Annotated in this window: 24 protein-coding genes; 13 read left to right on the top strand and 11 right to left on the bottom strand. The window is 64.7% G+C overall.

Annotation, left to right across the window (positions count from 1 at the left end):
- Positions 1-181: 181 nt before the first annotated feature.
- The gene (gene acnA / locus CK221_RS27190) at positions 182-2,872 is read right to left on the bottom strand and encodes an aconitate hydratase AcnA (RefSeq protein ID WP_095779954.1); all 2,691 of its coding nucleotides are present in this window, start codon (positions 2,870-2,872) and stop codon (positions 182-184) included.
- Positions 2,873-3,155: 283 nt separating this feature from the next.
- Here acnA and ccmA point away from each other — a divergent pair, with 283 nt between their 5' ends.
- The 4 genes from ccmA to CK221_RS27210 all read left to right on the top strand — a co-directional run bounded on the left by ccmA (position 3,156) and on the right by CK221_RS27210 (position 5,344).
- The gene (ccmA, locus tag CK221_RS27195; protein WP_095779978.1) at positions 3,156-3,758 is read left to right on the top strand and encodes a heme ABC exporter ATP-binding protein CcmA; all 603 of its coding nucleotides are present in this window, start codon (positions 3,156-3,158) and stop codon (positions 3,756-3,758) included.
- A 40-nt stretch (positions 3,759-3,798) separates the two neighbouring features.
- Complete coding sequence (ccmB, locus tag CK221_RS27200) at positions 3,799-4,464, top strand: heme exporter protein CcmB (RefSeq protein ID WP_095779955.1); 666 nt, start codon at positions 3,799-3,801, stop codon at positions 4,462-4,464.
- 128 nt (positions 4,465-4,592) lie between these two features.
- Positions 4,593-4,766, top strand: coding sequence for a heme exporter protein CcmD (ccmD, locus tag CK221_RS27205; RefSeq protein WP_095779956.1), 174 nt, complete (start codon positions 4,593-4,595; stop codon positions 4,764-4,766).
- Positions 4,763-5,344 (top strand): DsbE family thiol:disulfide interchange protein, encoded by a 582-nt coding sequence (locus CK221_RS27210; protein ID WP_095779957.1) that lies wholly within the window; start codon positions 4,763-4,765, stop codon positions 5,342-5,344. Before ccmD ends, CK221_RS27210 begins: the two co-directional genes overlap by 4 nt.
- A gap of 80 nt (positions 5,345-5,424) precedes the next feature.
- Here CK221_RS27210 and CK221_RS27215 read toward each other — a convergent pair whose 3' ends face one another.
- Positions 5,425-5,592 carry a hypothetical protein gene (locus CK221_RS27215; protein WP_082953829.1) on the bottom strand — a complete coding sequence of 56 codons (168 nt, stop codon included), beginning with the start codon at positions 5,590-5,592 and terminating at the stop codon, positions 5,425-5,427.
- A gap of 18 nt (positions 5,593-5,610) precedes the next feature.
- On the bottom strand, positions 5,611-5,823 hold the full coding sequence (locus CK221_RS27220) for a hypothetical protein (RefSeq protein WP_095779958.1): 213 nt from the start codon (positions 5,821-5,823) through the stop codon (positions 5,611-5,613).
- On the opposite strand from CK221_RS27220, the gene CK221_RS27225 reads away from it, so the two are divergent.
- A complete protein-coding gene (locus CK221_RS27225; protein ID WP_095779959.1) occupies positions 5,822-6,739 on the top strand; it encodes an SMP-30/gluconolactonase/LRE family protein in 918 nt (305 codons plus the stop codon). The genes CK221_RS27220 and CK221_RS27225 overlap by 2 nt on opposite strands.
- A gap of 12 nt (positions 6,740-6,751) precedes the next feature.
- On the opposite strand, the gene CK221_RS27230 is transcribed toward CK221_RS27225, so the two are convergent.
- The 8 genes from CK221_RS27230 to CK221_RS27265 form a co-directional block, all read right to left on the bottom strand.
- Positions 6,752-7,285 (bottom strand): NADPH-dependent FMN reductase, encoded by a 534-nt coding sequence (locus CK221_RS27230; RefSeq protein WP_095779960.1) that lies wholly within the window; start codon positions 7,283-7,285, stop codon positions 6,752-6,754.
- A 40-nt stretch (positions 7,286-7,325) separates the two neighbouring features.
- Positions 7,326-7,946, bottom strand: a complete 621-nt coding sequence (locus CK221_RS27235) for a pyridoxamine 5'-phosphate oxidase family protein (RefSeq protein ID WP_066991742.1) — start codon at positions 7,944-7,946, stop codon at positions 7,326-7,328.
- 24 nt (positions 7,947-7,970) lie between these two features.
- Positions 7,971-8,636 (bottom strand): septation protein A, encoded by a 666-nt coding sequence (locus CK221_RS27240; protein WP_095779961.1) that lies wholly within the window; start codon positions 8,634-8,636, stop codon positions 7,971-7,973.
- Between the two features lie 42 nt (positions 8,637-8,678).
- A complete protein-coding gene (gene ftsY, locus CK221_RS27245; protein ID WP_095779962.1) occupies positions 8,679-10,589 on the bottom strand; it encodes a signal recognition particle-docking protein FtsY in 1,911 nt (636 codons plus the stop codon).
- Between the two features lie 13 nt (positions 10,590-10,602).
- Positions 10,603-11,931: a tRNA (N(6)-L-threonylcarbamoyladenosine(37)-C(2))-methylthiotransferase MtaB gene (gene mtaB, locus CK221_RS27250; RefSeq protein ID WP_095779963.1), complete on the bottom strand. Its 1,329-nt coding sequence runs from the start codon at positions 11,929-11,931 to the stop codon at positions 10,603-10,605.
- Positions 11,931-12,815 carry a diaminopimelate epimerase gene (dapF, locus tag CK221_RS27255; protein WP_095779964.1) on the bottom strand — a complete coding sequence of 295 codons (885 nt, stop codon included), beginning with the start codon at positions 12,813-12,815 and terminating at the stop codon, positions 11,931-11,933. The genes mtaB and dapF overlap by 1 nt, the downstream gene beginning before the upstream one ends.
- 116 nt (positions 12,816-12,931) lie before the next feature.
- On the bottom strand, positions 12,932-13,093 hold the full coding sequence (locus tag CK221_RS27260) for a DUF1328 family protein (RefSeq protein ID WP_066991727.1): 162 nt from the start codon (positions 13,091-13,093) through the stop codon (positions 12,932-12,934).
- Positions 13,094-13,152: 59 nt separating this feature from the next.
- Entirely contained in the window at positions 13,153-14,166 is a 1,014-nt protein-coding gene (locus CK221_RS27265; protein ID WP_095779965.1) for an MBL fold metallo-hydrolase, read from the bottom strand.
- 132 nt (positions 14,167-14,298) lie between these two features.
- Between CK221_RS27265 and CK221_RS27270 the strand changes: the two genes are divergently transcribed.
- The 8 genes from CK221_RS27270 (at position 14,299) to sucD (ending at position 21,116) form a co-directional block, all read left to right on the top strand.
- Entirely contained in the window at positions 14,299-14,742 is a 444-nt protein-coding gene (locus tag CK221_RS27270; RefSeq protein WP_245322415.1) for a VOC family protein, read from the top strand.
- 191 nt (positions 14,743-14,933) lie between these two features.
- Positions 14,934-15,473, top strand: coding sequence for a protease inhibitor Inh/omp19 family protein (locus CK221_RS27275; protein WP_095779966.1), 540 nt, complete (start codon positions 14,934-14,936; stop codon positions 15,471-15,473).
- A gap of 77 nt (positions 15,474-15,550) precedes the next feature.
- Positions 15,551-16,747, top strand: coding sequence for a cell division protein ZapE (zapE, locus tag CK221_RS27280; protein ID WP_095779967.1), 1,197 nt, complete (start codon positions 15,551-15,553; stop codon positions 16,745-16,747).
- A 387-nt stretch (positions 16,748-17,134) separates the two neighbouring features.
- Positions 17,135-18,103: a malate dehydrogenase gene (gene mdh / locus CK221_RS27285; protein WP_067323649.1), complete on the top strand. Its 969-nt coding sequence runs from the start codon at positions 17,135-17,137 to the stop codon at positions 18,101-18,103.
- Positions 18,104-18,128: 25 nt separating this feature from the next.
- On the top strand, positions 18,129-19,322 hold the full coding sequence (gene sucC / locus CK221_RS27290; protein WP_095779968.1) for an ADP-forming succinate--CoA ligase subunit beta: 1,194 nt from the start codon (positions 18,129-18,131) through the stop codon (positions 19,320-19,322).
- Positions 19,323-19,327: 5 nt separating this feature from the next.
- Positions 19,328-19,699 carry a cupin domain-containing protein gene (locus CK221_RS27295; RefSeq protein ID WP_095779969.1) on the top strand — a complete coding sequence of 124 codons (372 nt, stop codon included), beginning with the start codon at positions 19,328-19,330 and terminating at the stop codon, positions 19,697-19,699.
- A 4-nt stretch (positions 19,700-19,703) separates the two neighbouring features.
- Entirely contained in the window at positions 19,704-20,201 is a 498-nt protein-coding gene (locus CK221_RS27300) for a DUF1579 family protein (protein ID WP_095779970.1), read from the top strand.
- A 12-nt stretch (positions 20,202-20,213) separates the two neighbouring features.
- Positions 20,214-21,116, top strand: coding sequence for a succinate--CoA ligase subunit alpha (gene sucD, locus CK221_RS27305; RefSeq protein WP_095779971.1), 903 nt, complete (start codon positions 20,214-20,216; stop codon positions 21,114-21,116).
- Positions 21,117-21,225 lie beyond the last annotated feature (109 nt).

Here is a 21,225-nt window from a genome sequence, read left to right on the forward strand (position 1 = left end):
CCGCATCGCCGCGAAGGGGTAAGTTTGCTGCTCCGGAGGATTTCTATTGCGCGCCAATCGGACTTGGACTTTGAGCCGGGCCGGAGAATGCTTGGCCTGCCGCAGTTTAACTACGACGTCAGCAGGCACCAGGCAGTGGGAAAATCTCCCCTTGCCTATGCCTACCGCCTATTCCCTGTCGCTACGCAGCCAAATCGCGCAGCACGTATTGCAGGATGCCGCCGTTCTTGAAGTAGTCGAGTTCGTCCAGCGTATCGATGCGACAGATGATCGGCACGTTCTTCAGCGTACCGTCGCCATAGGTGACCTTGGCCGTCATCTTCTGGCGCGGCTTGATGGCATCCAGGCCGTCGATCTCGACCAGCTCGTCGCCTTTGAGGTTGAGGGAAGCCCATGAGGTGCCGTCCTCGAAGACGAAGGGGATGACCCCCATGCCGACCAGGTTCGAGCGGTGGATGCGCTCGAAGGACTGGGCGATGACGGCGCGGACACCAAGGAGGTTGGTTCCCTTGGCCGCCCAGTCGCGCGAGGAGCCGTTGCCATATTCGACGCCGGCGAAGATGACCAGCGGCACGCCTTCCTTCTTGTATTCCATGGCCGCATCGTAGATCGACATCTCCTCCTTCGAGGGATAGTGGATCGTGTAGCCGCCTTCGCGGCCGTTCTCGCCCAGCATGTGGTTGCGGATGCGGATGTTGGCGAAGGTGCCGCGCATCATCACCTCATGATTGCCGCGCCGCGTGCCGTACTGGTTGAAGTCGGCGACGCCGACGCCGTGCTCGGTGAGGTACTTGCCTGCCGGCGAAGCCGCCTTGATCGAGCCGGCCGGCGAGATGTGATCGGTGGTGATCTTGTCGCCGAAGAGACCAAGCACGCGCGCGCCCTTGATGTCGCCGACCTTGCCGAAGGCGCGGCCCATGCCGGCGAAATAAGGCGGGTTCTGCACATAGGTCGAATGATCGTCCCAGGCATAGGTCTGGCCTTCCGGCGCCTTCACCTTCTGCCAATATTCGTCGCCCTTGAAGACGTCGGCATATTTGCGGGCGAAAAGCTCGCGCGTGACGTTCTTCTCGATGAACTCCTGGATCTCGGCCGAGGTCGGCCAGATCTCCTTGAGATAGACCGGTTTGCCGTCGCTGCCCTCGCCGAGCGGCTCGGTGGTGAGGTCCTTGGTGACGGTGCCGGCCAGCGCATGCGCCACCACCAGCGGCGGCGAGGCGAGATAGTTCGCCTGGACGTCCGGAGAAACCCGGCCTTCGAAGTTGCGGTTGCCGGACAACACCGCGGCAGCGATCAAACCTTTGTCGTTGATGATCTTGGAGATCGGCGCCGGCAGCGGGCCGGAATTGCCGATGCAGGTGGTGCAGCCGAAGCCGACCAGGTTGAAGCCGATCTGGTCGAGTTCCTTCTGCAGGCCGGATTTCTCAAGATATTCGGCGACCACCTGGCTTCCCGGCGCCAGCGAGGTCTTCACCCACGGCTTCTGCTTCAGGCCGCGCCGGTTGGCGTTGCGAGCCAAGAGGCCGGCGCCGATCAAGACGCTCGGGTTGGAGGTGTTGGTGCACGAAGTGATGGCGGCGATCACGACGTCGCCATGGCCGAGATCGTGAGCCGTGCCTTCGACGGCGTAACGCTTCGAGATCTCGACGGCCTTTTTATACTCGGTCTCCATCGCCTTGGCGAAGCCGGCGGGAATGTCCTGCAGCGCGACGCGGCCTTCCGGGCGCTTCGGGCCGGCCATCGACGGCACGACGTCGCCGAGATCGAGCTCGAGCAGATCGGTAAAGACCGGATCGGCCGAGCCGGCGTCGCGCCACATGCCCTGCGCTTTGGAATAGGCCTCGACCAGCGCGATGCGGCTTTCCTCGCGGCCCGACATCGTCAGATAGCGGATGGTCTCGCTATCGACCGGGAAGAAGCCGCAGGTGGCGCCATATTCCGGCGCCATGTTGCCGATGGTGGCGCGGTCGGCCAGCGTCATGTTGGAGAGGCCTGGGCCGAAGAACTCGACGAACTTGCCGACGACGCCCTTCTTGCGCAGCATCTGGGTGACGGTGAGCACGAGGTCGGTGGCGGTGACGCCTTCCTTGAGCTTGCCGGTGAGGCGGAAGCCGATCACCTCCGGAAGAAGCATGGAGACCGGCTGGCCAAGCATTGCGGCCTCGGCCTCGATGCCGCCGACGCCCCAGCCGAGCACGCCCAGGCCGTTGATCATGGTCGTGTGCGAATCGGTGCCGACACAGGTGTCGGGATAGGCTGTGGTCTCGCCCTCTTCCGCGTTGGTCCACACGACCTGTCCCAGATATTCGAGATTGACCTGATGGCAGATGCCGGTGCCCGGCGGCACGACGCGGAAGTTGCGGAAGGCCTGCTGGCCCCACTTCAGGAACTTGTAGCGCTCCTCGTTGCGCTCATATTCGAGCTCGACATTGCGGGCGAAGGCCATCGGCGTGCCGAATTCGTCGACGATGACGGAGTGGTCGATGACGAGATCCACCGGCACCAGCGGGTTGATCTTCTCCGGATCGCCGCCGAGCGCCCTGATGCCGTCGCGCATGGCCGCGAGATCGACAACGGCCGGAACGCCGGTGAAATCCTGCATCAGCACGCGGGCCGGGCGGTAGGCGATCTCGACACCGGCAGTGCCCTTGTCGGTGAGCCATGCCGCGACCGCCTGGATGCTTTCCTTGGTGACCGAGCGGCCGTCTTCGTTGCGCAGCAGGTTCTCCAGCAGCACCTTCATCGAATAGGGCAGCTGGGCAATGCCGCCAAGGCCGTTTTTCTCCGCCTCTGCGAGGTCGAAATAGACATAGTCCGCGCCACCCACGGTCAGGGTGCGGCGGCAGTTGAAACTATCGAGGGATTTCGTCACGGCGATCCGTCCTTGTCTGTTCAGCCTGAAAGGGAACGGACGCCGTTGGCATGCAATCACGCGCAAAGGTGCGGGTACGGCCATTTCCGCTGTCCGCTCCCGAGCAACCCGAGCCGTTGAAGGCGGCGCGTGCGCTGGTTCGGCGCTAGTTCTGTTCCCGCGCCGACCGCTGGCACGGATGAACCGCATATAGAGAATTTTCTGGAATAGTTCTAGACAGTCGAAAAGCAAATTTGTGCGATGCGGCGGCGGCCGCGAAACGGTGCTTTCGGGACGGGCAATGATGCGGCTGATCGCCGAAAATCTGGGCGGCGAGCGCGGCGGCGAGACGGTTTTTTCCGGCATCGAATTCGCCCTCGACAGGGGCGAGGCACTCGTCGTCACCGGGCCGAACGGCGCCGGCAAATCGACCCTTTTGCGGGTCGTCGCCGGCTTGCTGCCGCCGGCCGAAGGCAAGGTGAATGTCGAGGGCGGCGGCGACGAGTTTCCATCGGTCGCTTCGGCCTCGCACTATCTCGGCCATCTCAATGCGATGAAGACCGCCCTCAGCGTCGAAGAAAACCTGGGCTTCTGGCGCGCCTTCCAGGGCGAGGCTGGTTTGAGCGTGGGGCAGGCGCTGGAGACGGTCGGACTGGACGGGCTCGGGCACCTGCCGTTCGGCTACCTTTCGACCGGGCAAAGGCGGCGCGCCTCGATCGCGAAGCTCCTGGTCAGCCGCCGGCCGGTCTGGCTGCTCGACGAACCGACCGCAGGGCTGGACAAGGCTTCGGAGGAACGATTCGCGGGATTGATGAGAGGGCATTGCCGAGAGGGAGGCATCATCGTGGCGGCCACGCATTTGCCGCTCGGGCTCGAGGGAGCCAAGACGTTGAGGATGGGTGACTGATGTCGGCGCGAGGCACCCCTGGGCGAAGGCATACCAAGTCATGCTAGCCCTCTTCCTCCGCGATATCCGCCTCTCCATCCGCGCCGGCGGCGGCGCGCTGATCGGCGTCATCTTCTTCCTGGCGGTGATTGCCACAATCCCGTTCGGCGTCGGGCCCGACCTCAACCTGTTGTCGCGCATCGGTCCGGCGATCCTGTGGATCGCCGCCCTGCTCGCCTGCCTGCTCGGGCTCGATCGCCTCTTCCAGGCCGACCGCGAGGACGGCTCGCTCGATCTTCTGGTGCTCAACAGCGACCGTCACATGCTGGCGTTGACGGTGCTGACCAAGTGTCTGGCGCATTGGGCGGGCAGCGTGCTGCCGCTGGTGATCGCGGCACCTTTGCTCGGCCTGTTCATGAACATGGAGCCGCTCGGTATCGGCGCGACGGCATTTACGCTTCTTGTCGGCACGCCGGCCATAACCTTCATCGGCGCCGCCGGAGCGGCCGTGGCTGTGGCGCTGCCGCGCGGCGGGCTCTTGATCTCCGTGCTGGTGCTGCCGCTCACCATTCCGGTGCTGATCTTCGGCGTCTCGGCGAGCTACGGCGCGGTGGCCGATCCCGCGCCGTTCCTGCAGCCCTTCCTCATTCTTGCCGCGCTGACGCTGTTTCTTGCCGTGGTCGGACCGCTGGCCGCGGCTCTGGCGTTGCGGCACGGGACGGATTGAGGCGCTGGGGCGTTTCTCAGCTGCGGCGCCGCGCCTGATTGCGCGGCATGTGACGCAGAGTTAAGGGAAGGCATGGTCGAACGGATTGGCATGGCAGGCGCGGAAGGTGCGCAGATGGAGCGGCTGATATGAGCGCGCATGCTCTCTATGTCGCCGCCGCCTATGCCATCAGCGCGATCGTGCTCGTCGGGCTGATCGGCTGGATCCTGATTGACCGGCGGGCGCGCAAGCGTGAGCTCGCGGCGCTCGACGCGGCCGGCGTGCGGCGGCGCTCCGACAAGGCCGGGACGGCGAAGCCGTGAGCGCGGAAACCGGAGCCCCGGCGTCGCCCCGTCGCCGCCTGTTCGTGCTGCTTCCGCTGCTGGTTTTCCTGGGCTTGGCGGGGTTGTTCCTGTCGCAGCTTTTGTCCGGCCGCGACGAGTCTGAAATTCCCTCGGCCCTGATCGGCCTGCCGGCGCCGCAGACGAACCTGCCGCCGCTCGAAGGCTCGAACCTGCCGGGGCTGGACTCCAAATACTTCGCCGGCAAGGTGACGCTGGTCAACGTCTTCGCATCATGGTGCGCGCCGTGCCGGGAAGAGCATCCGGTGCTTTTGGCGTTGTCGCAGGACAAGCGGTTCACGCTTGCCGCGCTGAACTACAAGGACGAGCCGGCAAACGCCCGTCGCTTCCTTGGCGATCTCGGCAATCCCTACCAGGCGATCGGCGTCGATCCGGTCGGGCGCGCGGCGATCGACTGGGGCGTCTACGGCGTGCCGGAGACCTTCGTCATCGGCAAGGACGGCAAGATTGCCTACAAGCATGTCGGGCCGCTGACGCCGGAATCGGCGAAGGATTTGCTGTTGCCGCAGATCGAGAAGGCCCTGGCGGCTTCGGGTTAGGCGGCCCCTTGCGTCGTCATCCATGGCGAAGCAAGGCGCGAAGCGACGCGGCGCAAAGGCCGGCTCGACCGGCCTCGGACTCAACCGTAGATCTGCTTGTGGATCTGGTAGAGCATCTCGGAGCGGTCGGCACGCAGATCGGCGAGATCGCGGCTCGACAGGTTCTCGATTTCTGCGACGAGACGATTGTAGTGGCGGCGCTTGGCGAGGTTGGTGCGAGCGCGGGTGACGAGGTTGTCGAAGATCATGACGAGGTTCCTTCTGAGTTATTCCTCCCTGATCGATTGCGAGAATGACATAGGAATGGTGCGTTGCAAAAGAAAGATGTTGCAATGCACCATTGCAAGCAGCGCATAGCCGGTTAATGGCGTCTTAGCCCCTCCACGCGTCAACATGCCGTGAGAGGCATCGGCGATCTTGCCTTCTCCGCTCTGTGCTGGCTTGATCGCGCGTCTTTTGATTGCCGGGAGGGAAAGCATGACGGCCGCTGACTATGAACTTCTCGATCCGCGTTTTTCGCGGCTGTTCAACGCCAATGAGCGGGTTGAGAAGCTGTTCACCGGGTGCCGGTGGGCGGAAGGCCCGGCCTGGTTCGCCGCCGGCCGCTACCTCGTCTGGTCCGACATCCCCAACAACCGCATGCTGCGCTACGACGAGACCGATGGCAGCGTCAGCGTCTTCCGCCAGCCGTCCGGCAATTCCAACGGCAACACCGTCGACCGGCAGGGCCGGCTGATCACCTGCGAGCATTCGGGCCGCCGCGTCAGCCGCACCGAGCATGACGGTTCGGTCACCGCCATCGCCGACAAATGGCGCGGCAAGCGGCTCAACTCGCCCAACGACGTCGTCGTCCGTTCCGACGGCTCGATCTGGTTCACCGATCCGGCCTACGGCATCGACAGCGATTATGAAGGCGACCACGCCGAGAGCGAGATCGGCGCCTGCAATGTCTACCGCGTCGACCCCGGCACGGGCGAGATCGACGCCGTCATCACCGACATGGTCAGGCCCAATGGGCTCGCCTTCTCGCTTGATGAAAGCCTGCTCTATGTCGCCGACACGGGCCGCACCCATGGCGCCAAGAACCCCGCGCATATCCGCGTCTTCAATGTCGGCAAGGCCGGCAAGAAGGTCTCGGGCGGCAAGGTCTTCGCCGACTGCACGGCCGGCCTGTTCGACGGCTTCCGGCTCGACGAGAGCGGGCGCATCTGGACGAGCGCCGCCGACGGCATCCATTGCTACGATCCGGACGGCACGCTGATCGGCAAGGTCAAAGTGCCGGAAGTCGTCGCCAATTGCGTCTTCGGCGGCGCCAAGCGCAACCGCCTCTACATCTGCGGCACCACCTCGCTCTATGTGGTCTGGCTGATGGTGAATGGGGCCAAGACCTATTGACCGGCAACGGCGTCAGCGGCCGCGGATGAAGCCTGCGAAACTCTGAACCGCGTCGCGCATCGCCTGCCGACTGGTCGGGTCAGCCAGGATTTCTTCCACCTCCGGCGGCTTCTTGCCGAGCAGCGCGATCTCCAGCGCGGTCTCTTCGTAAAGCGCGAAGGACATCGTGCGCATGATCTCGGCAAGGGCGGCGCGGGCAAAGAGCGAGCGCGGCGAGGCGTGCACCAGCAACGCCGGCTTGCCCACGGCGGCGTCGCGCGACACCAGCCAGTCGAGCGCGTTCTTCATGCCGCCCGGCACGCCATGGGCGTATTCGGGACAGGAGACGATGACGCCATCGGCGCGGGTGACGGCCTCGATCAGGTATCTTGCCTCACACGGCGTGCGCTCGCCCTCTTCATCCGGGTTGAAGATCGGCAAGCGGCCGAGCCCGTCATAGACGGTGACGCGGCAATCCGCGGGCACGTTGGCGGCAAGCGCCGCGACAAGGGCCGAATTGGTCGAGGCGGCGCGCAGGCTGCCGGATATGGCGAGGAGGTTCAGCAAGGGTGTGACGGGGCGGTTCGGACGAATCGTGCCCGGGAGCCTACCACATGGTCTGCCGGTAATCGTCGTCCAGTTCGCGGTCGATCTCGCCGGCGCTCTCTGTAAGCGCCAGCTGGTCGCGGATGATCTGGCCGAGCGTCGGCAGGCTCGCGCGGTCATACCAGGTCTCCGGCTCCCACAGCTCGGAGCGCATAAAGGCCTTGGCGCAGTGCATGTAAGCCGCCTTGACCGTCACCACGATGACGCTCAGCGGCTCCTTGCCGTCGACGGCCAGGCGGGCGCGCAGTCCGGCGTCGATGGTTATGTGGGCTTCGCCGTTGACGCGCAGCGTCTCGTTCATGCCGGGAATGAGGAAGAGCAGCCCTACCGACGGGTAACGAACGATGTTTTCCAGCGTGTCCAGCCGGTTGTTGCCTGGACGGTCAGGGATGGCGATGGTGGAACTGTCGAGGATGGCGGTGAAGCCGGGCTTGTCGCCCTTCGGGGTCACGTCGGCATTGCCGGCGCCGTCGGAGGAGCCGATCAGCACGAATGGGCTCTTGCCGATGAAGGAACGGCAGTGGCCATCGAGCGCCTTGAGTTCCTTGCGGATCGACCCGTCGGTCGGCCGCGGCGTCTTGTAGATCGTCCTCAGCTCATCGCGCGTGGTGAGGAATTCCATGCCGCCCCCTCCCCGGAACCTGCTCTATTTACTCGCCTGCTCTTCCTTGGCTTTTTCCTCCAGCGAGTGGCGCATGATCAGCGGCATCTGGCTGAAGGTGAAGAGAAGCGTGATCGGCATGATGCCCCAGACCTTGAAGGTAACCCAGGCATCGGTTGAAAAATTCCGCCACACGACTTCATTGACGAGGGCCAGGAAGAGGAAGAACAGGCCCCAGCGGAAGGTGAGCTTGCGCCAGCCTTCGGCATCGAGGCTGAAAGCCGAGTCGAAGACATAGCCAAGCAGCGACTTGCCGAAGAAAAGGCCGCCGAGCAGCACGCCGCCGAACAGCGTGTTGACGATGGTCGGCTTCATCTTGATGAAGACGTCGTCCTGCAGATAGAGCGTCAGCGCGCCGAAGATAAGGACGACGACGCCCGACACCAGCGGCATGATCGGCAAGGTGCGGGTGAGCAGCCACGAGGCGATCAGCGCCAACGCGGTGGCGGCCATGAACAGGCCGGTGGCGACGAAGATCGGGCCGCCGAGCTCGGCCAAGGCCGGAAATTTCTGCGCCAGCCATTCGCCGCGCGCATTGGCGAAGAAGAAGACCAGCAGCGGCCCGAGCTCGAGCACCAGCTTGAGCGGCGGGTTGATGCCCTCCTTCTTCTGTTTCTGCGGGTCGGACGGGTCGCGTTCGAGGATGTTCATGAAAGTCCTTGTTGTCCCGAAAGTCGGCGCTTTTGGGATCGTTCAAGCAACGCCGGCGATCGCTCTGGCGAATTCGCTGGCCGAGAAGGGTTCGAGGTCGTCGACCTGCTCGCCGACGCCGATAAAATAGACCGGCAATCTATGCTTGGCGGCGATCGCCACCAGAATACCGCCGCGCGCCGTGCCGTCCAGCTTGGTCATCACCAGGCCGTTGACGCCAGCGACGTTGCGGAAGATCTCGACTTGGCTGAGCGCATTCTGACCGGTGGTGGCGTCGACGGTCTGCAGCACGGTGTGCGGCGCCTCCGGATCGAGCTTGCCCAGCACGCGCACGATCTTTTCCAGCTCCGCCATCAGCTCGGTCTTGTTCTGCAGGCGGCCGGCCGTATCGATGATCAGCACGTCGGAGCCTGCCTCCTTCGCCTTCTCGAAGGCATCGTAGGCGAGGCCGGCGGCGTCGGCGCCAAGCTTGGTGGCGATGACCGGCGACTTCGTGCGTTCGCCCCAGATCTTCAGCTGCTCGATGGCGGCCGCGCGGAACGTGTCGCCGGCCGCCAGCATGACCGAAAGTCCGCCTTCGGTCAGCTTGGCCGCTAGCTTGCCGATGGTCGTGGTCTTGCCGGTGCCATTGACGCCGACGACCAGGATGACATGCGGCTTGTGGCTGAGATCGAGCTCGAGCGGCCTGGCGACCGGGGTCAGGACTTTTTCGACTTCCGCCGCCATCACGGCGCGGACCTCCGAGTCGGAAACGTCCTTGCCGTATCGGCTTGAGGCGAGAGAATCGGTGACGCGCAGCGCCGTCTCGACGCCAAGATCGGCGCGGATCAGCACGTCCTCCAGATCCTGCAGCGTGTCTTCGTCCAGCTTGCGCTTGGTGAAGACGCCGGCGATGTTGCCGGTGAGCTCGCGCGAGGAACGGGCAAGCCCGTCGCGCATGCGCTGGAACCAGGAGCGCCGCGGCGCCGGCTCCGGTGCCTTCTGCGGCTCGGCCTTCTGCTCGACCTTTTTGGCGACCGTCACCTTGCCGGCAGAGGGGGTCGGCGGCGGCGCGGGGACGGCTTCCGGCTCGGGCGCGATCTCGGCAAGGATCCGCCCCGGCTCGACCGGCGCAGCCTGGCGAATGGGAGGCAGGGCTTCCGCCGGCGGAGCCGGCTCTGGTGGCGGCAAATCCTCCGCAGGCTGACGCTGCGCCTCACCCTCATCCTCTCCCCGTGAAGAACGGGGAGAAGGGGGCGTCGGCGTTGGCGCTTCTTCCTTCTCCCCGGCACTATACGGGGAGAAGGTGCCGGCAGGCGGATGAGGCGCGGCGCCGACCTCTAAAGATGGCTCGATAGAAGGTGCCTCGCCCGGTGGAACTTCGATCGGCGCTGGCGCCTCGGCCGGGACTTCGCTGGGCGTCGTCGGCACTTCGACGGGCCCCGGCACCGGCTGCGGCTCCGGACGCGAAGGCTCGATCTCCGGCTCGGCCGGCGCGGGTGCAGGCACCTCCTGCGGTGCCGGCGCGGGCACCGGCTCAGGTGCAGGTTCGGGCGGAGCGGGCACTTCCACCGGTGCCGGTGGCTGCGGCTGCTCCGGGGCGGGCCGCGGCTCTTCTTCCGGCTGGGGCTGCGGCAGCGGCTCCGGCTCGGATGGAACGACCGGCTCCGGTGCCGGCGGGATGACGGGTTCCGGCGCCGGCGGAATGTCCGGTGCGGGTTCGGGCTTCGGCTCCTCAGGAACCGGTTGGGGCGCAGGTCCTGCCTCCCCCTCGATGGGGGAGGTCCCGAGCGCAGCTCGAGGGTGATTGGCGCCGGCGTCGGCGCTGCGGGACGCAGGCTCCTGCTCGGTTTCCGGTTTCAGCGCCTCGAGCGCGTCCCATTTGATCGGCGGCAGGGGCGCGGTCTCGTCGACGCGCTCCTCGACGACTTCCTTCTTGCCGAACGAAAATATCTTCTTGAAGAAACCAGCCATACGTCTTGCAGTCTCAGGCGGCTTGCGCGGCGAGCGGCGCCGCGATCAGCCGGGCGCCGTCATGGCCGGTGACAACCGCCTCGACGATCTCACCCGGCTGTCCAACGCCAATCGCGGCAAGCGTGAAACCTTCGGTGCGGCCGAGCCCGTCGCGCTCGATCAGGATCGACTGCCGCGTGCCTGCAAGGGCGGCCAGATGGCGGCGATAGGCGGCCTCGCCGACGGCGCGCAGCCTTGCGGCGCGCTCTTTCACCACCTCGCGGCGCAGCTGCGGCATGCGCGCGGCGGGCGTGCCCTCGCGCGGGCTGAACGGGAAGACGTGGAGGTGCGTCAGGCCGCATTCCTCGACGATTTTCTCCGAGTTTATGAACATCGCCTCGGTCTCGGTCGGGAAGCCGGCGATGATGTCGGCGCCGAAGACGATGCCGGGACGGAGCTTGCGCACGTCCTCGCAGAAGCGGATCGACTGATCGCGCAAATGCCGGCGCTTCATGCGCTTCAGGATCATGTCGTCGCCCGATTGCAGCGACAGATGCAAATGCGGCATCAGCCGCGGCTCGGTGGCAATCGCGTCGAGCAGCTCGTCGTCGGCTTCTATGGAATCGATCGACGACAGCCTCAGCCGCTTCACCTCGGGCACCTGTCGCAGGATCGTCTTCACCAGCTTCCCAAGTTTCGGGCTGCCCGGCAGGTCGGCGCCGAAGCTGGTCATGTCGACGCCGGTGAGCACGATCTCGGCATAGCCATTGGCTGCGAGACGCTTGACCTGCTCGACCACGGCGCCCATCGGCACCGAGCGCGAATTGCCGCGGCCGTAAGGAATGATGCAGAAGGTGCAGCGATGGTCGCAGCCATTCTGCACCTGCACGAAGGCGCGCGCCCGGCCCTCAATGGCGTCGACCATGTGGCTCGCCGTCTCGCGCACCGAGAAGATATCGTTGACGCGCGCCTTCTCGGTATCGTTGACGCCGAAGTCCGGCAGCGCGCGGTAGGAGTTCGCCTTGAGCTTCTCCTCATTGCCGAGCACCAGGTCTACCTCGTCCATGGAGACGAAGTTCTGCGGCTCGGTCTGCGCGGCGCAGCCGGTGACGATGATGCGCGCTTCAGGGTTCTCGCGACGGGCCTTGCGGATCGCCTGCTTGGCCTGGCGCACGGCTTCGGCGGTGACGGCGCAGGTGTTGAAGATGACGGCGCCGCCTTCCAGCGCGCCGAGGCCGGCGCTTTCGGCCTCGCGGCGCATCACCTCCGATTCATAGGTGTTGAGGCGGCAGCCGAACGTGACGACGTCGATACCGTTGCCGATAGGCCCTTCGGGCGCCGGGCCCTTTTGAAGAGCGGACATCAGGCGGCGCTTTCGGTGTCGCGGGCCCAGGCGCCGGTCGAAGGGTCGAAGCTGCCGGAAAACTCCCATTCGGCGGCGCCGGTCAAAATGACGTGATCGTCGCCGCGCCACTCGACATTGAGCTCGCCGCCGCCGGGCGTGATCAGCGACACGCTGCGGCCGGTGCGCTTGGTGCGGGCGGCAGCCACCACGGCGGCGCAGGCCGCGGAGCCGCAGGCCTTGGTGAGACCCGCGCCGCGCTCCCAGGTGCGGATGATCATCGTCTCGGGCGAGGTGACCTGAGCGATGGTGATGTTGGCGCGCTCGGGAAAGATCGGATGGTTCTCGAGCAGCGGACCGAATCGGTCGAGCTCGTAGGACCAGACGTCGCGGTCGACCCAGAAGATCGCGTGCGGATTGCCCATCGAGACGACCGAAGGCGAATGCAGCACCGGCGCATCGATCGGGCCGATCTGCAGTTCGATCATGCGAGTGTCGCGGAACTCCTCGGCAAGCGGGATTTCCTGCCAGCCGAAACGCGGCTTGCCCATATCGACCGAGATCGAGCCGTCGGCATGTTCCTGAGTATTGAGAATGCCGGCGCGGGTTTCGAAGGTGAAGGTCTTTTGGCCGGTCTCGGCCGCAAGCGCCTGCACGACGCAGCGCATGCCATTGCCGCAGGCCTGCGCACCGGTGCCGTCCGAATTCAATATGTCGACATAGTAAGCGGTGCCGGTCGTGCGCGCATCATGGATCGCCATGATCTGATCGAACTTGGTCGCCGCGTCGGCATTGAGGGCAATCGCCGCGGCTGCGGTCACCTTGTCGGCACGGCCGCGCATATCGGCGACGATGATCTCGTTGCCGATGCCGTTCATCTTGGCGAATGGGGCAGTGCCTGCCATCTAACCGGTCGTTCCAATTCCGTTTGGCGCTATATGGCGGAAACGGGCGGGAATTACCAGTGCAACGCTACGCCCGGCCAGGACGCGGCTCTGGCCTGCCGCGGCGAATATGCGAGCTAAGTCACGGCGAAGACGCCGAGCACGATCAGCAGGAAGATGATCAGCACAATACCGATCAGGATGCGGGCACCTGTAGCGGCGGCGCCGGCGAGCGCGGGCATGCCAAGCAGGCTTGCCGCAGCGGCAACGATAAGAAGGATGATGATCCACTTGATCATGGAAGGCTCCGAGGCGGATTTGCGTTGTGCAACCAACGCGTTTGCCCGGGCTGGGTTCCTTAGCCAGGCGGCGGCACATCCCATGCTTCGCCCGGGCGCATGGCGCGAAAACGCTCCGGCGAAATGCCTTCGGCCGCCAATGCCTCGGCGAGCTTTTGCGCAGGCTCCTCGATCGGTTCGTCGGTGAGCTGAAAGGTGCCCCAGTGGCAGCCGGCAGCATGGACGGCGCCGCACAGCCTCATGCCCTGGACGGCTTCCGCCGGATTCTGGTGCTGCGGGGCCATGAACCAGCGCGGCTCATAGGCGCCGATCGGCAGGATGGCCAGCCGAAACCCGCCATGCCTTTCCGCCATTCGGCGGTAGTTGGTGCCGCCGTGGAAGCCCGTGTCGCCGGCGAAATAGACCTTGCCGCCCGCCGTATCGATGACGAAGCCCGCCCAAAGCGCCATGCGGCGGTCGCGTCCGCCGCGCGCCGACCAGTGATGCACCGGCTCGATGTGGATGATGCCGTCGCTGGCGACTTCGACGCTGTCGCCCCAATCATGTGCCGACACTCGCATGCCGGGCACGGCAGTGCCGATGATCGCATCGTTGCCGAGCGGCGTGATCACCATCGGGTCGTGGCTTTGCTTCAGCCGCTTGAGGGTCGCGAGGTCGAGATGGTCGTAGTGGTTGTGACTGAGCAGCACCAGGTCGATCGGCGGCAAGTCGGAAAAGGCGATGCCCGGCGCGTTGACCCGCTTCGGTCCGGCGAAGCCGAAAGGCGAGGCACGCTCGGACCAAACCGGGTCGGTCAGGATATTCAGGCCGGCTGTCTGGATGAGCAGCGAGGCGTGACCCACCATGGTGAGCCGAAGCGCGGCGCCGTCGATCCGTTGTTCGGGCTTCGCCTGGGGATATGGGCTCGGCCAGGCCGCCGGCCATTTCGAGCGCCCACCGCTCAATTGCCATTTCAGCAAATCGGTGAAGCGCGCCGGCGGCCTGCCGTCGGGATTGAAAAAGAGGCTGCCGTCGAAATGATCGCTGAGTGGGCCGCTATAGTAGCGATTGGCTGCTCTTGTTCTTGCGGCCATCGTTTCTCCGCCCGCTCCCTGTCGCTTGTCCTGAAATAAGGACGCCGCCGCCTGGCGCAAGCATTTTGCTGGGGAATGCCAAGGGCCAACGGTCTGCTTCGACTAGGATCGACGATGTGGAGGAACAACACCGTGGCGAAGAAGCGGACCGGGACACCGTGGATGAAGGCCGAGGATTTCGGCCGCTCGCTGCCGCATGGGCTGGGCGTCAACTTGCTTGTCACCGACATGGCGGCGATGGAGGCTTTCTGCCGCGATGTGCTAGGCGCGCGCATCATCTATGCCGACGAGGATTTCGCGGCCATCGAGCTGCTGGGCTCGATCTTCATGCTGCATGCCGACCATTCCTATCTCGACAATCCGATGACCGGCGTCTTTGCCGGAGCCGAAACGCGTGGCGCCGGCATCGAGCTGCGCCTCTATGGCGCCGATCCGGATGCGGTCGAAAAAAAGGCGGCAGCACTCGGCCACATCGTGTTGGCCGGTTCGATCGACAAGCCGCATGGCTTGCGCGAATGCTATATCGTTGGTCCGGACGGGTATCTGTTCGTGCCCAGCGCGCCGCTGCAAGCCTGAAATTTCAAGACGTTACGGTCCAATTTCTCGACTGGCGCCCCGGTAAGGAAGGCCGTCGCGACAAATTTGCAACACCAGCTCCGAAAACCCTATTTTAACCATATCGGGTTGAAATTCTGCCACCTTCGCCATCTTGGTGAAGCGAGTGTTTACGCGGACGGCGCCCCCCACCGGATCCGACGGAGGTTGGAATGACTTTTTCGAAGACTGGCCTTTTGGCCGTATCGCTGGCCGCGCTCGTTGCGAGCGGCTGCTCGACCTCGCGCTTCTCATCGATGGACGATCAGCAGCCGGCGCCGCTCACGCCGGCGCCCTCCGGCACGGTGACGCAGAACCAGCTGCCGCCACCGGCTGCTCCGGGCACCACCGACCCGTCGCAATTCCCGACGGCGCCGAAGAACAGTCAGATGGCTTCTCTGCCGCCGGACGGTTCGGCGCCCACGGGCGCCGCGGACCTGACCGCGGCCAGCGTCGCCGGCGTCTGGAATGTCAGTGTCTCCGGCCAGAGCTGCAAAGTGGCGACGCCGCAGACCAAGTTCGGCGCCGGCTACCGCGCCGGTCCGCTGCATTGCCCGGCTCCGATCGACGGCATCAAGTCGTGGAATGTCGCCGGCAAGCAGCTGACGCTCTACGACGAAAACGGCGGCACGCTGGCCAGGCTCTATTCGTCCGGCGGCGAAAAGTTCGACGGGCAGACTTCCAACGGCCAGCCGATCTCGCTTACAAGGTAGGGCGGACCCTTCCCTATTGTTTCACGCAGTTTCGGACGGCAAGCCGCTTTCCGAATTGCCCGAGAACGACGTGACCTATGCACCTGCGTGACGGCCTTCAGACGCATGCGACCGTCAGGCAGCGCTACGACCATCTGGTGGAAACCGGCGTGGTCGAACGCGATCCGGCGCAGGAGCGCGTCGTCGCCGCGCTCGACCGGCTGACCGACGAGATCTCCGCGAAAAGGCTGGCGCACAAATCGAGCGCGCTGGGCTGGCTGTTCGCGCGCAGCAGCAAGCCGCGCGAGGCCGTCAAGGGCCTTTACATCCATGGCGGCGTCGGGCGCGGCAAGACGATGCTGATGGACATGTTCTTCGATCTCCTGCCGGTCAGGCGAAAGCGCCGCGTCCATTTCAACGATTTCATGGCCGACGTGCAGGACCGCATCCAAAAACACCGGGCGGCGCGCAAGAACGGCGACGTCAAGGAAGACGATCCGATCCCGCCGGTGGCAGGGGCGCTGGCCGAGGAGGCCTGGGTGCTGTGCTTCGACGAGTTTTCGGTCACCGACATTGCCGATGCCATGATCCTGTCGCGCCTGTTCTCGGCGCTGTTTTCCAAAGGCGTCGTGCTGGTCGCCACCTCCAACGTCGAGCCCCATGACCTTTATCGAGACGGCCTCAACCGGCAGCTTTTCCTGCCCTTCATCGGCCTGCTCGAACGGAATGCGCATGTGCTGACGCTGGATGCCGAAAAGGACTACCGGCAGGAAAAGCTCAACCGCCTGCCGATCTATGTCACGCCGGCCGACGCCGCGGCCGACCGCGCGCTCGACGACGCTTGGAAGACGATGACACATGGCAGGCCGACCGAGGCGATGACGCTGACGCTGAAAGGGCGTCAGCTCGTGGTGCCGCGCGCTGCCGGCGATGCCGCCCGTTTCTCCTTCGCCGATCTCTGCGAAAAGCCGCTCGGCGCGCGCGACTATCTGGCGATCGCCGACCGCTTCTCGACCGTCTTCATCGACCATGTGCCGGTGCTCGGCGAAGGCAAGCGCAACGAAGCCAAGCGTTTTATTCTGCTCATCGACACGCTTTACGACCACCACATGCGGCTGGTGATGAGCGCCGCGGCGCCCCCCGAGGGGCTCTACACCGCCAGGCGCGGCACGGAAGTCTTCGAATTCGAGCGCACTGCCTCGCGGCTGATCGAAATGCAGAGCCGCGACTGGCTGGAAGGCTGGGCGGAAAGGCGGCAAGTCGGGGCGGAGCCCGCGGAGGCGCGGCAGGCGTGAGCGTAGCCGCCTGGAGTCGTCATCCTTAGACAGAGCGACGCGAAGCGATAAGCGCTTCGTCGCTTGAATGCGCACCTCCCAAACCGCTCGGCCGCCCCACTTGCCTCTATCCGCCCGTCCTAAAATCACAACGGCGTCATCGCCGGGATGAAGGCCTTCTGATTTCATCGTTTATTGTATAAATTCTGTTCAGTTAACTCGAAAATTTTGACGTTTACGTAATTCCCAATGCATCTAACCGATTGAAAACACTAGGTGCAAAATAACCGTTTGAATTTTCTCCATGCTGGAGCTATTGGGTTCGGCGAAATCCCGCGGTTTCCCGCATTCCTTCCGGCCCCGGCCCCCGTCACGGCACCGTCACAGACAAAGGGAAAACATCCTGACATGGCACGCAACAAGATAGCGCTCATCGGCTCGGGCATGATCGGCGGCACGCTCGCCCATATGATCGGCCTGAAGGATCTCGGCGACGTGGTGCTGTTCGACATCGCCGAGGGCATTCCGCAGGGCAAGGGTCTCGACATCGCCCAGTCCTCGCCGGTCGACGGATTCGACTCCAGACTGACAGGCGTCAACGACTATGCCGGCATCGAGGGCGCGGATGTCTGCATCGTCACCGCCGGCGTGCCGCGCAAGCCCGGCATGAGCCGCGACGATCTTCTCGGCATCAATCTCAAGGTCATGGAACAGGTCGGCGCGGGTCTCAAGAAATACGCGCCGAAGGCGTTCGTCATCTGCATCACCAACCCGCTCGATGCAATGGTCTGGGCGCTGCAGAAGTTTTCGGGCCTGCCGACCAGCCATGTCATCGGCATGGCCGGCGTGCTGGACAGCGCCCGCTTCCGCTACTTCCTGGCGGAAGAGTTCAAGGTCTCGGTCGAGGACGTCACCGCCTTCGTGCTCGGCGGCCATGGCGACTCGATGGTGCCGATGATCCGCTATTCGACCGTGTCGGGCATCCCGCTGCCCGACCTCGTCAAGATGGGCTGGACCTCCAAGGAGAAGCTCGACCAGATCGTGCAGCGCACCCGCGACGGCGGCGCCGAGATCGTCGGCCTCTTGAAGACCGGCTCAGCCTATTACGCGCCGGCGGCCTCGGCCATCGCCATGGCGGAATCGTACCTGAAAGACAAGAAGCGCGTGCTGCCCTGCGCGGCGCACCTGTCCGGCCAGTACGGCGTCAAGGGGACCTATGTCGGCGTCCCGGTGGTGATCGGCGCCGGCGGTGTCGAGCGCGTCATCGAGATCGACCTCTCCAAGGCCGAGCAGAAGATGTTCGACAATTCGGTGGCGGCCGTGCAGGGCCTCACCGAGGCCTGCACCAAGATCGCCCCGCATCTCGCCGGCAAGTAATCGTCCCTCTCCGGAGACCAAGCGCATGAACATCCATGAATATCAGGCCAAGGCGCTGCTGAAGTCGTTCGGCGCGCCCGTCGCAAGCGGCGTTCCGGTGTTCAAGGCAAGCGAGGCGGAAGCCGCCGCCAAGACGCTGCCCGGCCCGCTCTATGTGGTGAAGAGCCAGATCCATGCCGGCGGCCGCGGCAAGGGCAAGTTCAAGGAACTGCCTGCCGACGCCAAGGGCGGCGTTCGGCTGGCGAAGTCGGCGGCGGAAGTGGTCGCCAACGCCAATGAGATGCTCGGTCATACGCTGGTCACCAAGCAGACCGGACCCGCCGGCAAGCAGGTCAACCGCCTCTATATCGAGGACGGCGCCGATATCGACCGTGAGCTCTATCTGTCGATCCTGGTCGACCGTTCCGTCGGGCGCATCGCCTTCGTCGTCTCGACCGAGGGCGGCATGGATATCGAGGCGGTCGCGCATGACACGCCGGAGAAGATCCTCACCGTCGCCATCGATCCGGAAAAGGGCGTGACGGCCGATGATGTGAAGAAGCTCAACGCCGCGCTGAAGCTCGACGGCGATGCGGCGCAAGACGGCGGCACGCTGTTCCCGCTGCTCTACAGGGCCTTCGTCGAGAAGGACATGAGCCTGCTCGAGGTCAATCCGCTGATCGTCATGAAGAACGGCCGGCTGCGCGTGCTGGACGCCAAGGTGTCGTTCGACAACAACGCTCTCTTCCGCCATCCCGACGTGATGGAGCTGCGCGACACCACCGAAGAGGACGAGAAGGAGATCGAGGCGTCGAAATACGACCTCGCCTATGTCGCGCTCGACGGCAATATCGGCTGCATGGTCAACGGCGCCGGCCTCGCCATGGCGACGATGGACATCATCAAGCTCTACGGCGCCGAGCCGGCCAACTTCCTCGATGTCGGCGGCGGTGCCTCGAAGGAGAAGGTGACGGCGGCCTTCAAGATCATCACCAAGGATCCGGCGGTCGAAGGCATCCTGATCAACATCTTCGGCGGCATCATGAAGTGCGATGTCATCGCCGAGGGCGTGATCGCCGCGGTCAAGGAAGTCGGGCTGAAGGTGCCGCTGGTCGTGCGGCTGGAAGGCACCAATGCCGAGCTCGGCAAGAAGATCATCAACGAAAGCGGCTTGAACGTCGTCTCGGCAGACGATCTCGACGACGCGGCCAAGAAGATCGTCAAGGCGGTGAAGGGCTAAAACGGATGCCTCCGCGCAAGATAAATCTGGTCGAGGCGGCGGATGCGAAGATCGCCAAGGTCTTCGATCCGCACATCGCCGGCGACGTCAACGACAGTCAGGCGAAGGTCGCCAAGTTCGGCGAGGTCTTCGACTGGCATGCGCATGATCACGAGGACGAAGCCTTCCTCGTGCTGCGCGGCAAGATCGCCATCGATTTCCGCGATGGACCGGTCGAGCTCGGCGAAGGCGATTTCATCGTCGTGCCGCGCGGCGTCGAGCATCGGCCGCGTTCGCTGACGGTCGAGCCGGTGGTGCTTATGTTCGAGCCGGCAACGACTCTGAACACCGGCAATGCCCAAAGCGACCTCACCGTCGCCGATCTGAAGCGGCTCTGAACCAATGAACGCGACGCCTTTCTCATCGCTTTCGGCCGGTCACCAGCGCCTGCAGGCGCTGGTCGGCGCGTGGCGTGGCGAGGAAGATGTCGCGGCGACGCAATGGACCGATGCCGGCGCCGCGACTTCGGAAGTGCTTGCGGACGCGCAGTTCGGCGGCCAGTTCGTGGTCCAGCGCTACCACCAGCGCCGCGACGGCACGATCTCGTTCGGCGCGCACAATGTGTTCGGCTTCGACCAGCCGAACGACGTCGTCACCATGCATCAGTTCGACTCGATGGGCTTTGTGCCGGCCTCACCGGCTACGGGCACATGGAACGGCAACGAGCTTGTGCTGGAACGGTCGTCGCCGCGCGGCTCGGCTCGCGTGACTTACAGCTTTGACGGCACTGATACTTACCGCATGCGATTGCACTTCAAGCCCGCCGGCAGCGACGCCTGGCAAGACATGGTGAGCGGCCTCTACCGGCGCGTTTCGCCTTCCTCGATCAACGGTTTTTAGAAAAGGGCCGCGATGTCCATTCTCGTCGACAAGAATACCAAGGTGCTGGTGCAGGGCCTGACCGGCAAGACCGGCACCTTCCATACCGAGCAGGCGCTGGCCTATCACGGCACCAAGATGGTTGGCGGCGTCCATCCCAAGAAGGGCGGCGAGACCTGGACCGGCGCGAAGGGCGAGACCCTGCCGATCTTCGCCACCGTCGCCGAGGGCAAGGACAAGACCGGCGCCAACGCCTCCGTCATCTATGTGCCGCCGGCAGGCGCGGGCGATGCGATCATCGAGGCGATCGAGGCCGAGATCCCGCTGATCGTTTGCATCACCGAAGGCATCCCGGTTATGGACATGGTCAAGGTCAAGGCGCGGCTCGACCGTTCCTCCTCGCGGCTCATCGGCCCGAACTGCCCGGGCGTGTTGACCCCCAACGAATGCAAGATCGGCATCATGCCCGGCAACATCTTCCGCAAGGGCTCGGTCGGCGTTGTCTCCCGCTCGGGAACGCTTACCTATGAAGCGGTCTTCCAGACCAGCAATGTCGGCCTCGGCCAGACCACTGCTGTCGGCATCGGCGGCGACCCGGTCAAGGGCACCGAGTTCATCGACGTGCTCGAGATGTTCCTCGCCGACGACGAGACCAAGTCGATCATCATGATCGGCGAGATCGGCGGCTCGGCCGAGGAGGACGCCGCGCAGTTCTTGAAGGACGAGGCAAAGCGCGGCCGCAAGAAACCGATGGCGGGCTTCATCGCCGGGCGCACGGCGCCCGCTGGCCGCACCATGGGCCATGCGGGCGCGGTGATCTCCGGCGGCAAGGGCGGCGCGGAAGACAAGATCGCGGCGATGGAATCGGCCGGTATCAAGGTTTCGCCGTCACCGGCGCGGCTCGGCACGACGCTGGTCGAGGCGATCAAGGGTTAAGGGAGTAGGGGAGTAAGGGAATAGGGCAGCAGGGAAGATCAGTGGCAAAAAGGCCCTACTCCCCTACTGCCTTACTCCCCTACTCCCTTCCATAAAAGGAGACGGAGCC

This window comes from Mesorhizobium sp. WSM3868, from assembly GCF_002294785.1.
Lineage (GTDB): Bacteria > Pseudomonadota > Alphaproteobacteria > Rhizobiales > Rhizobiaceae > Mesorhizobium.

What these genes read in the sequence shown, in the direction of transcription:
- ccmA (WP_095779978.1), top strand. Translation starts at nt 3,156, where the DNA reads ATGCGGCTGATCGCCGAAAATCTGGGCGGCGAGCGCGGCGGCGAGACG.
- ccmB (WP_095779955.1), top strand. Translation starts at nt 3,799, where the DNA reads ATGCTAGCCCTCTTCCTCCGCGATATCCGCCTCTCCATCCGCGCCGGC.
- ccmD (WP_095779956.1), top strand. Translation starts at nt 4,593, where the DNA reads ATGAGCGCGCATGCTCTCTATGTCGCCGCCGCCTATGCCATCAGCGCG.
- CK221_RS27215 (WP_082953829.1), bottom strand. Translation starts at nt 5,592, where the DNA reads ATGATCTTCGACAACCTCGTCACCCGCGCTCGCACCAACCTCGCCAAG.
- CK221_RS27225 (WP_095779959.1), top strand. Translation starts at nt 5,822, where the DNA reads ATGACGGCCGCTGACTATGAACTTCTCGATCCGCGTTTTTCGCGGCTG.
- CK221_RS27220 (WP_095779958.1), bottom strand. Translation starts at nt 5,823, where the DNA reads ATGCTTTCCCTCCCGGCAATCAAAAGACGCGCGATCAAGCCAGCACAG.
- CK221_RS27235 (WP_066991742.1), bottom strand. Translation starts at nt 7,946, where the DNA reads ATGGAATTCCTCACCACGCGCGATGAGCTGAGGACGATCTACAAGACG.
- CK221_RS27240 (WP_095779961.1), bottom strand. Translation starts at nt 8,636, where the DNA reads ATGAACATCCTCGAACGCGACCCGTCCGACCCGCAGAAACAGAAGAAG.
- ftsY (WP_095779962.1), bottom strand. Translation starts at nt 10,589, where the DNA reads ATGGCTGGTTTCTTCAAGAAGATATTTTCGTTCGGCAAGAAGGAAGTC.
- mtaB (WP_095779963.1), bottom strand. Translation starts at nt 11,931, where the DNA reads ATGTCCGCTCTTCAAAAGGGCCCGGCGCCCGAAGGGCCTATCGGCAAC.
- dapF (WP_095779964.1), bottom strand. Translation starts at nt 12,815, where the DNA reads ATGGCAGGCACTGCCCCATTCGCCAAGATGAACGGCATCGGCAACGAG.
- CK221_RS27260 (WP_066991727.1), bottom strand. Translation starts at nt 13,093, where the DNA reads ATGATCAAGTGGATCATCATCCTTCTTATCGTTGCCGCTGCGGCAAGC.
- CK221_RS27265 (WP_095779965.1), bottom strand. Translation starts at nt 14,166, where the DNA reads ATGGCCGCAAGAACAAGAGCAGCCAATCGCTACTATAGCGGCCCACTC.
- CK221_RS27275 (WP_095779966.1), top strand. Translation starts at nt 14,934, where the DNA reads ATGACTTTTTCGAAGACTGGCCTTTTGGCCGTATCGCTGGCCGCGCTC.
- zapE (WP_095779967.1), top strand. Translation starts at nt 15,551, where the DNA reads ATGCACCTGCGTGACGGCCTTCAGACGCATGCGACCGTCAGGCAGCGC.
- mdh (WP_067323649.1), top strand. Translation starts at nt 17,135, where the DNA reads ATGGCACGCAACAAGATAGCGCTCATCGGCTCGGGCATGATCGGCGGC.
- sucC (WP_095779968.1), top strand. Translation starts at nt 18,129, where the DNA reads ATGAACATCCATGAATATCAGGCCAAGGCGCTGCTGAAGTCGTTCGGC.
- CK221_RS27295 (WP_095779969.1), top strand. Translation starts at nt 19,328, where the DNA reads ATGCCTCCGCGCAAGATAAATCTGGTCGAGGCGGCGGATGCGAAGATC.
- CK221_RS27300 (WP_095779970.1), top strand. Translation starts at nt 19,704, where the DNA reads ATGAACGCGACGCCTTTCTCATCGCTTTCGGCCGGTCACCAGCGCCTG.
- sucD (WP_095779971.1), top strand. Translation starts at nt 20,214, where the DNA reads ATGTCCATTCTCGTCGACAAGAATACCAAGGTGCTGGTGCAGGGCCTG.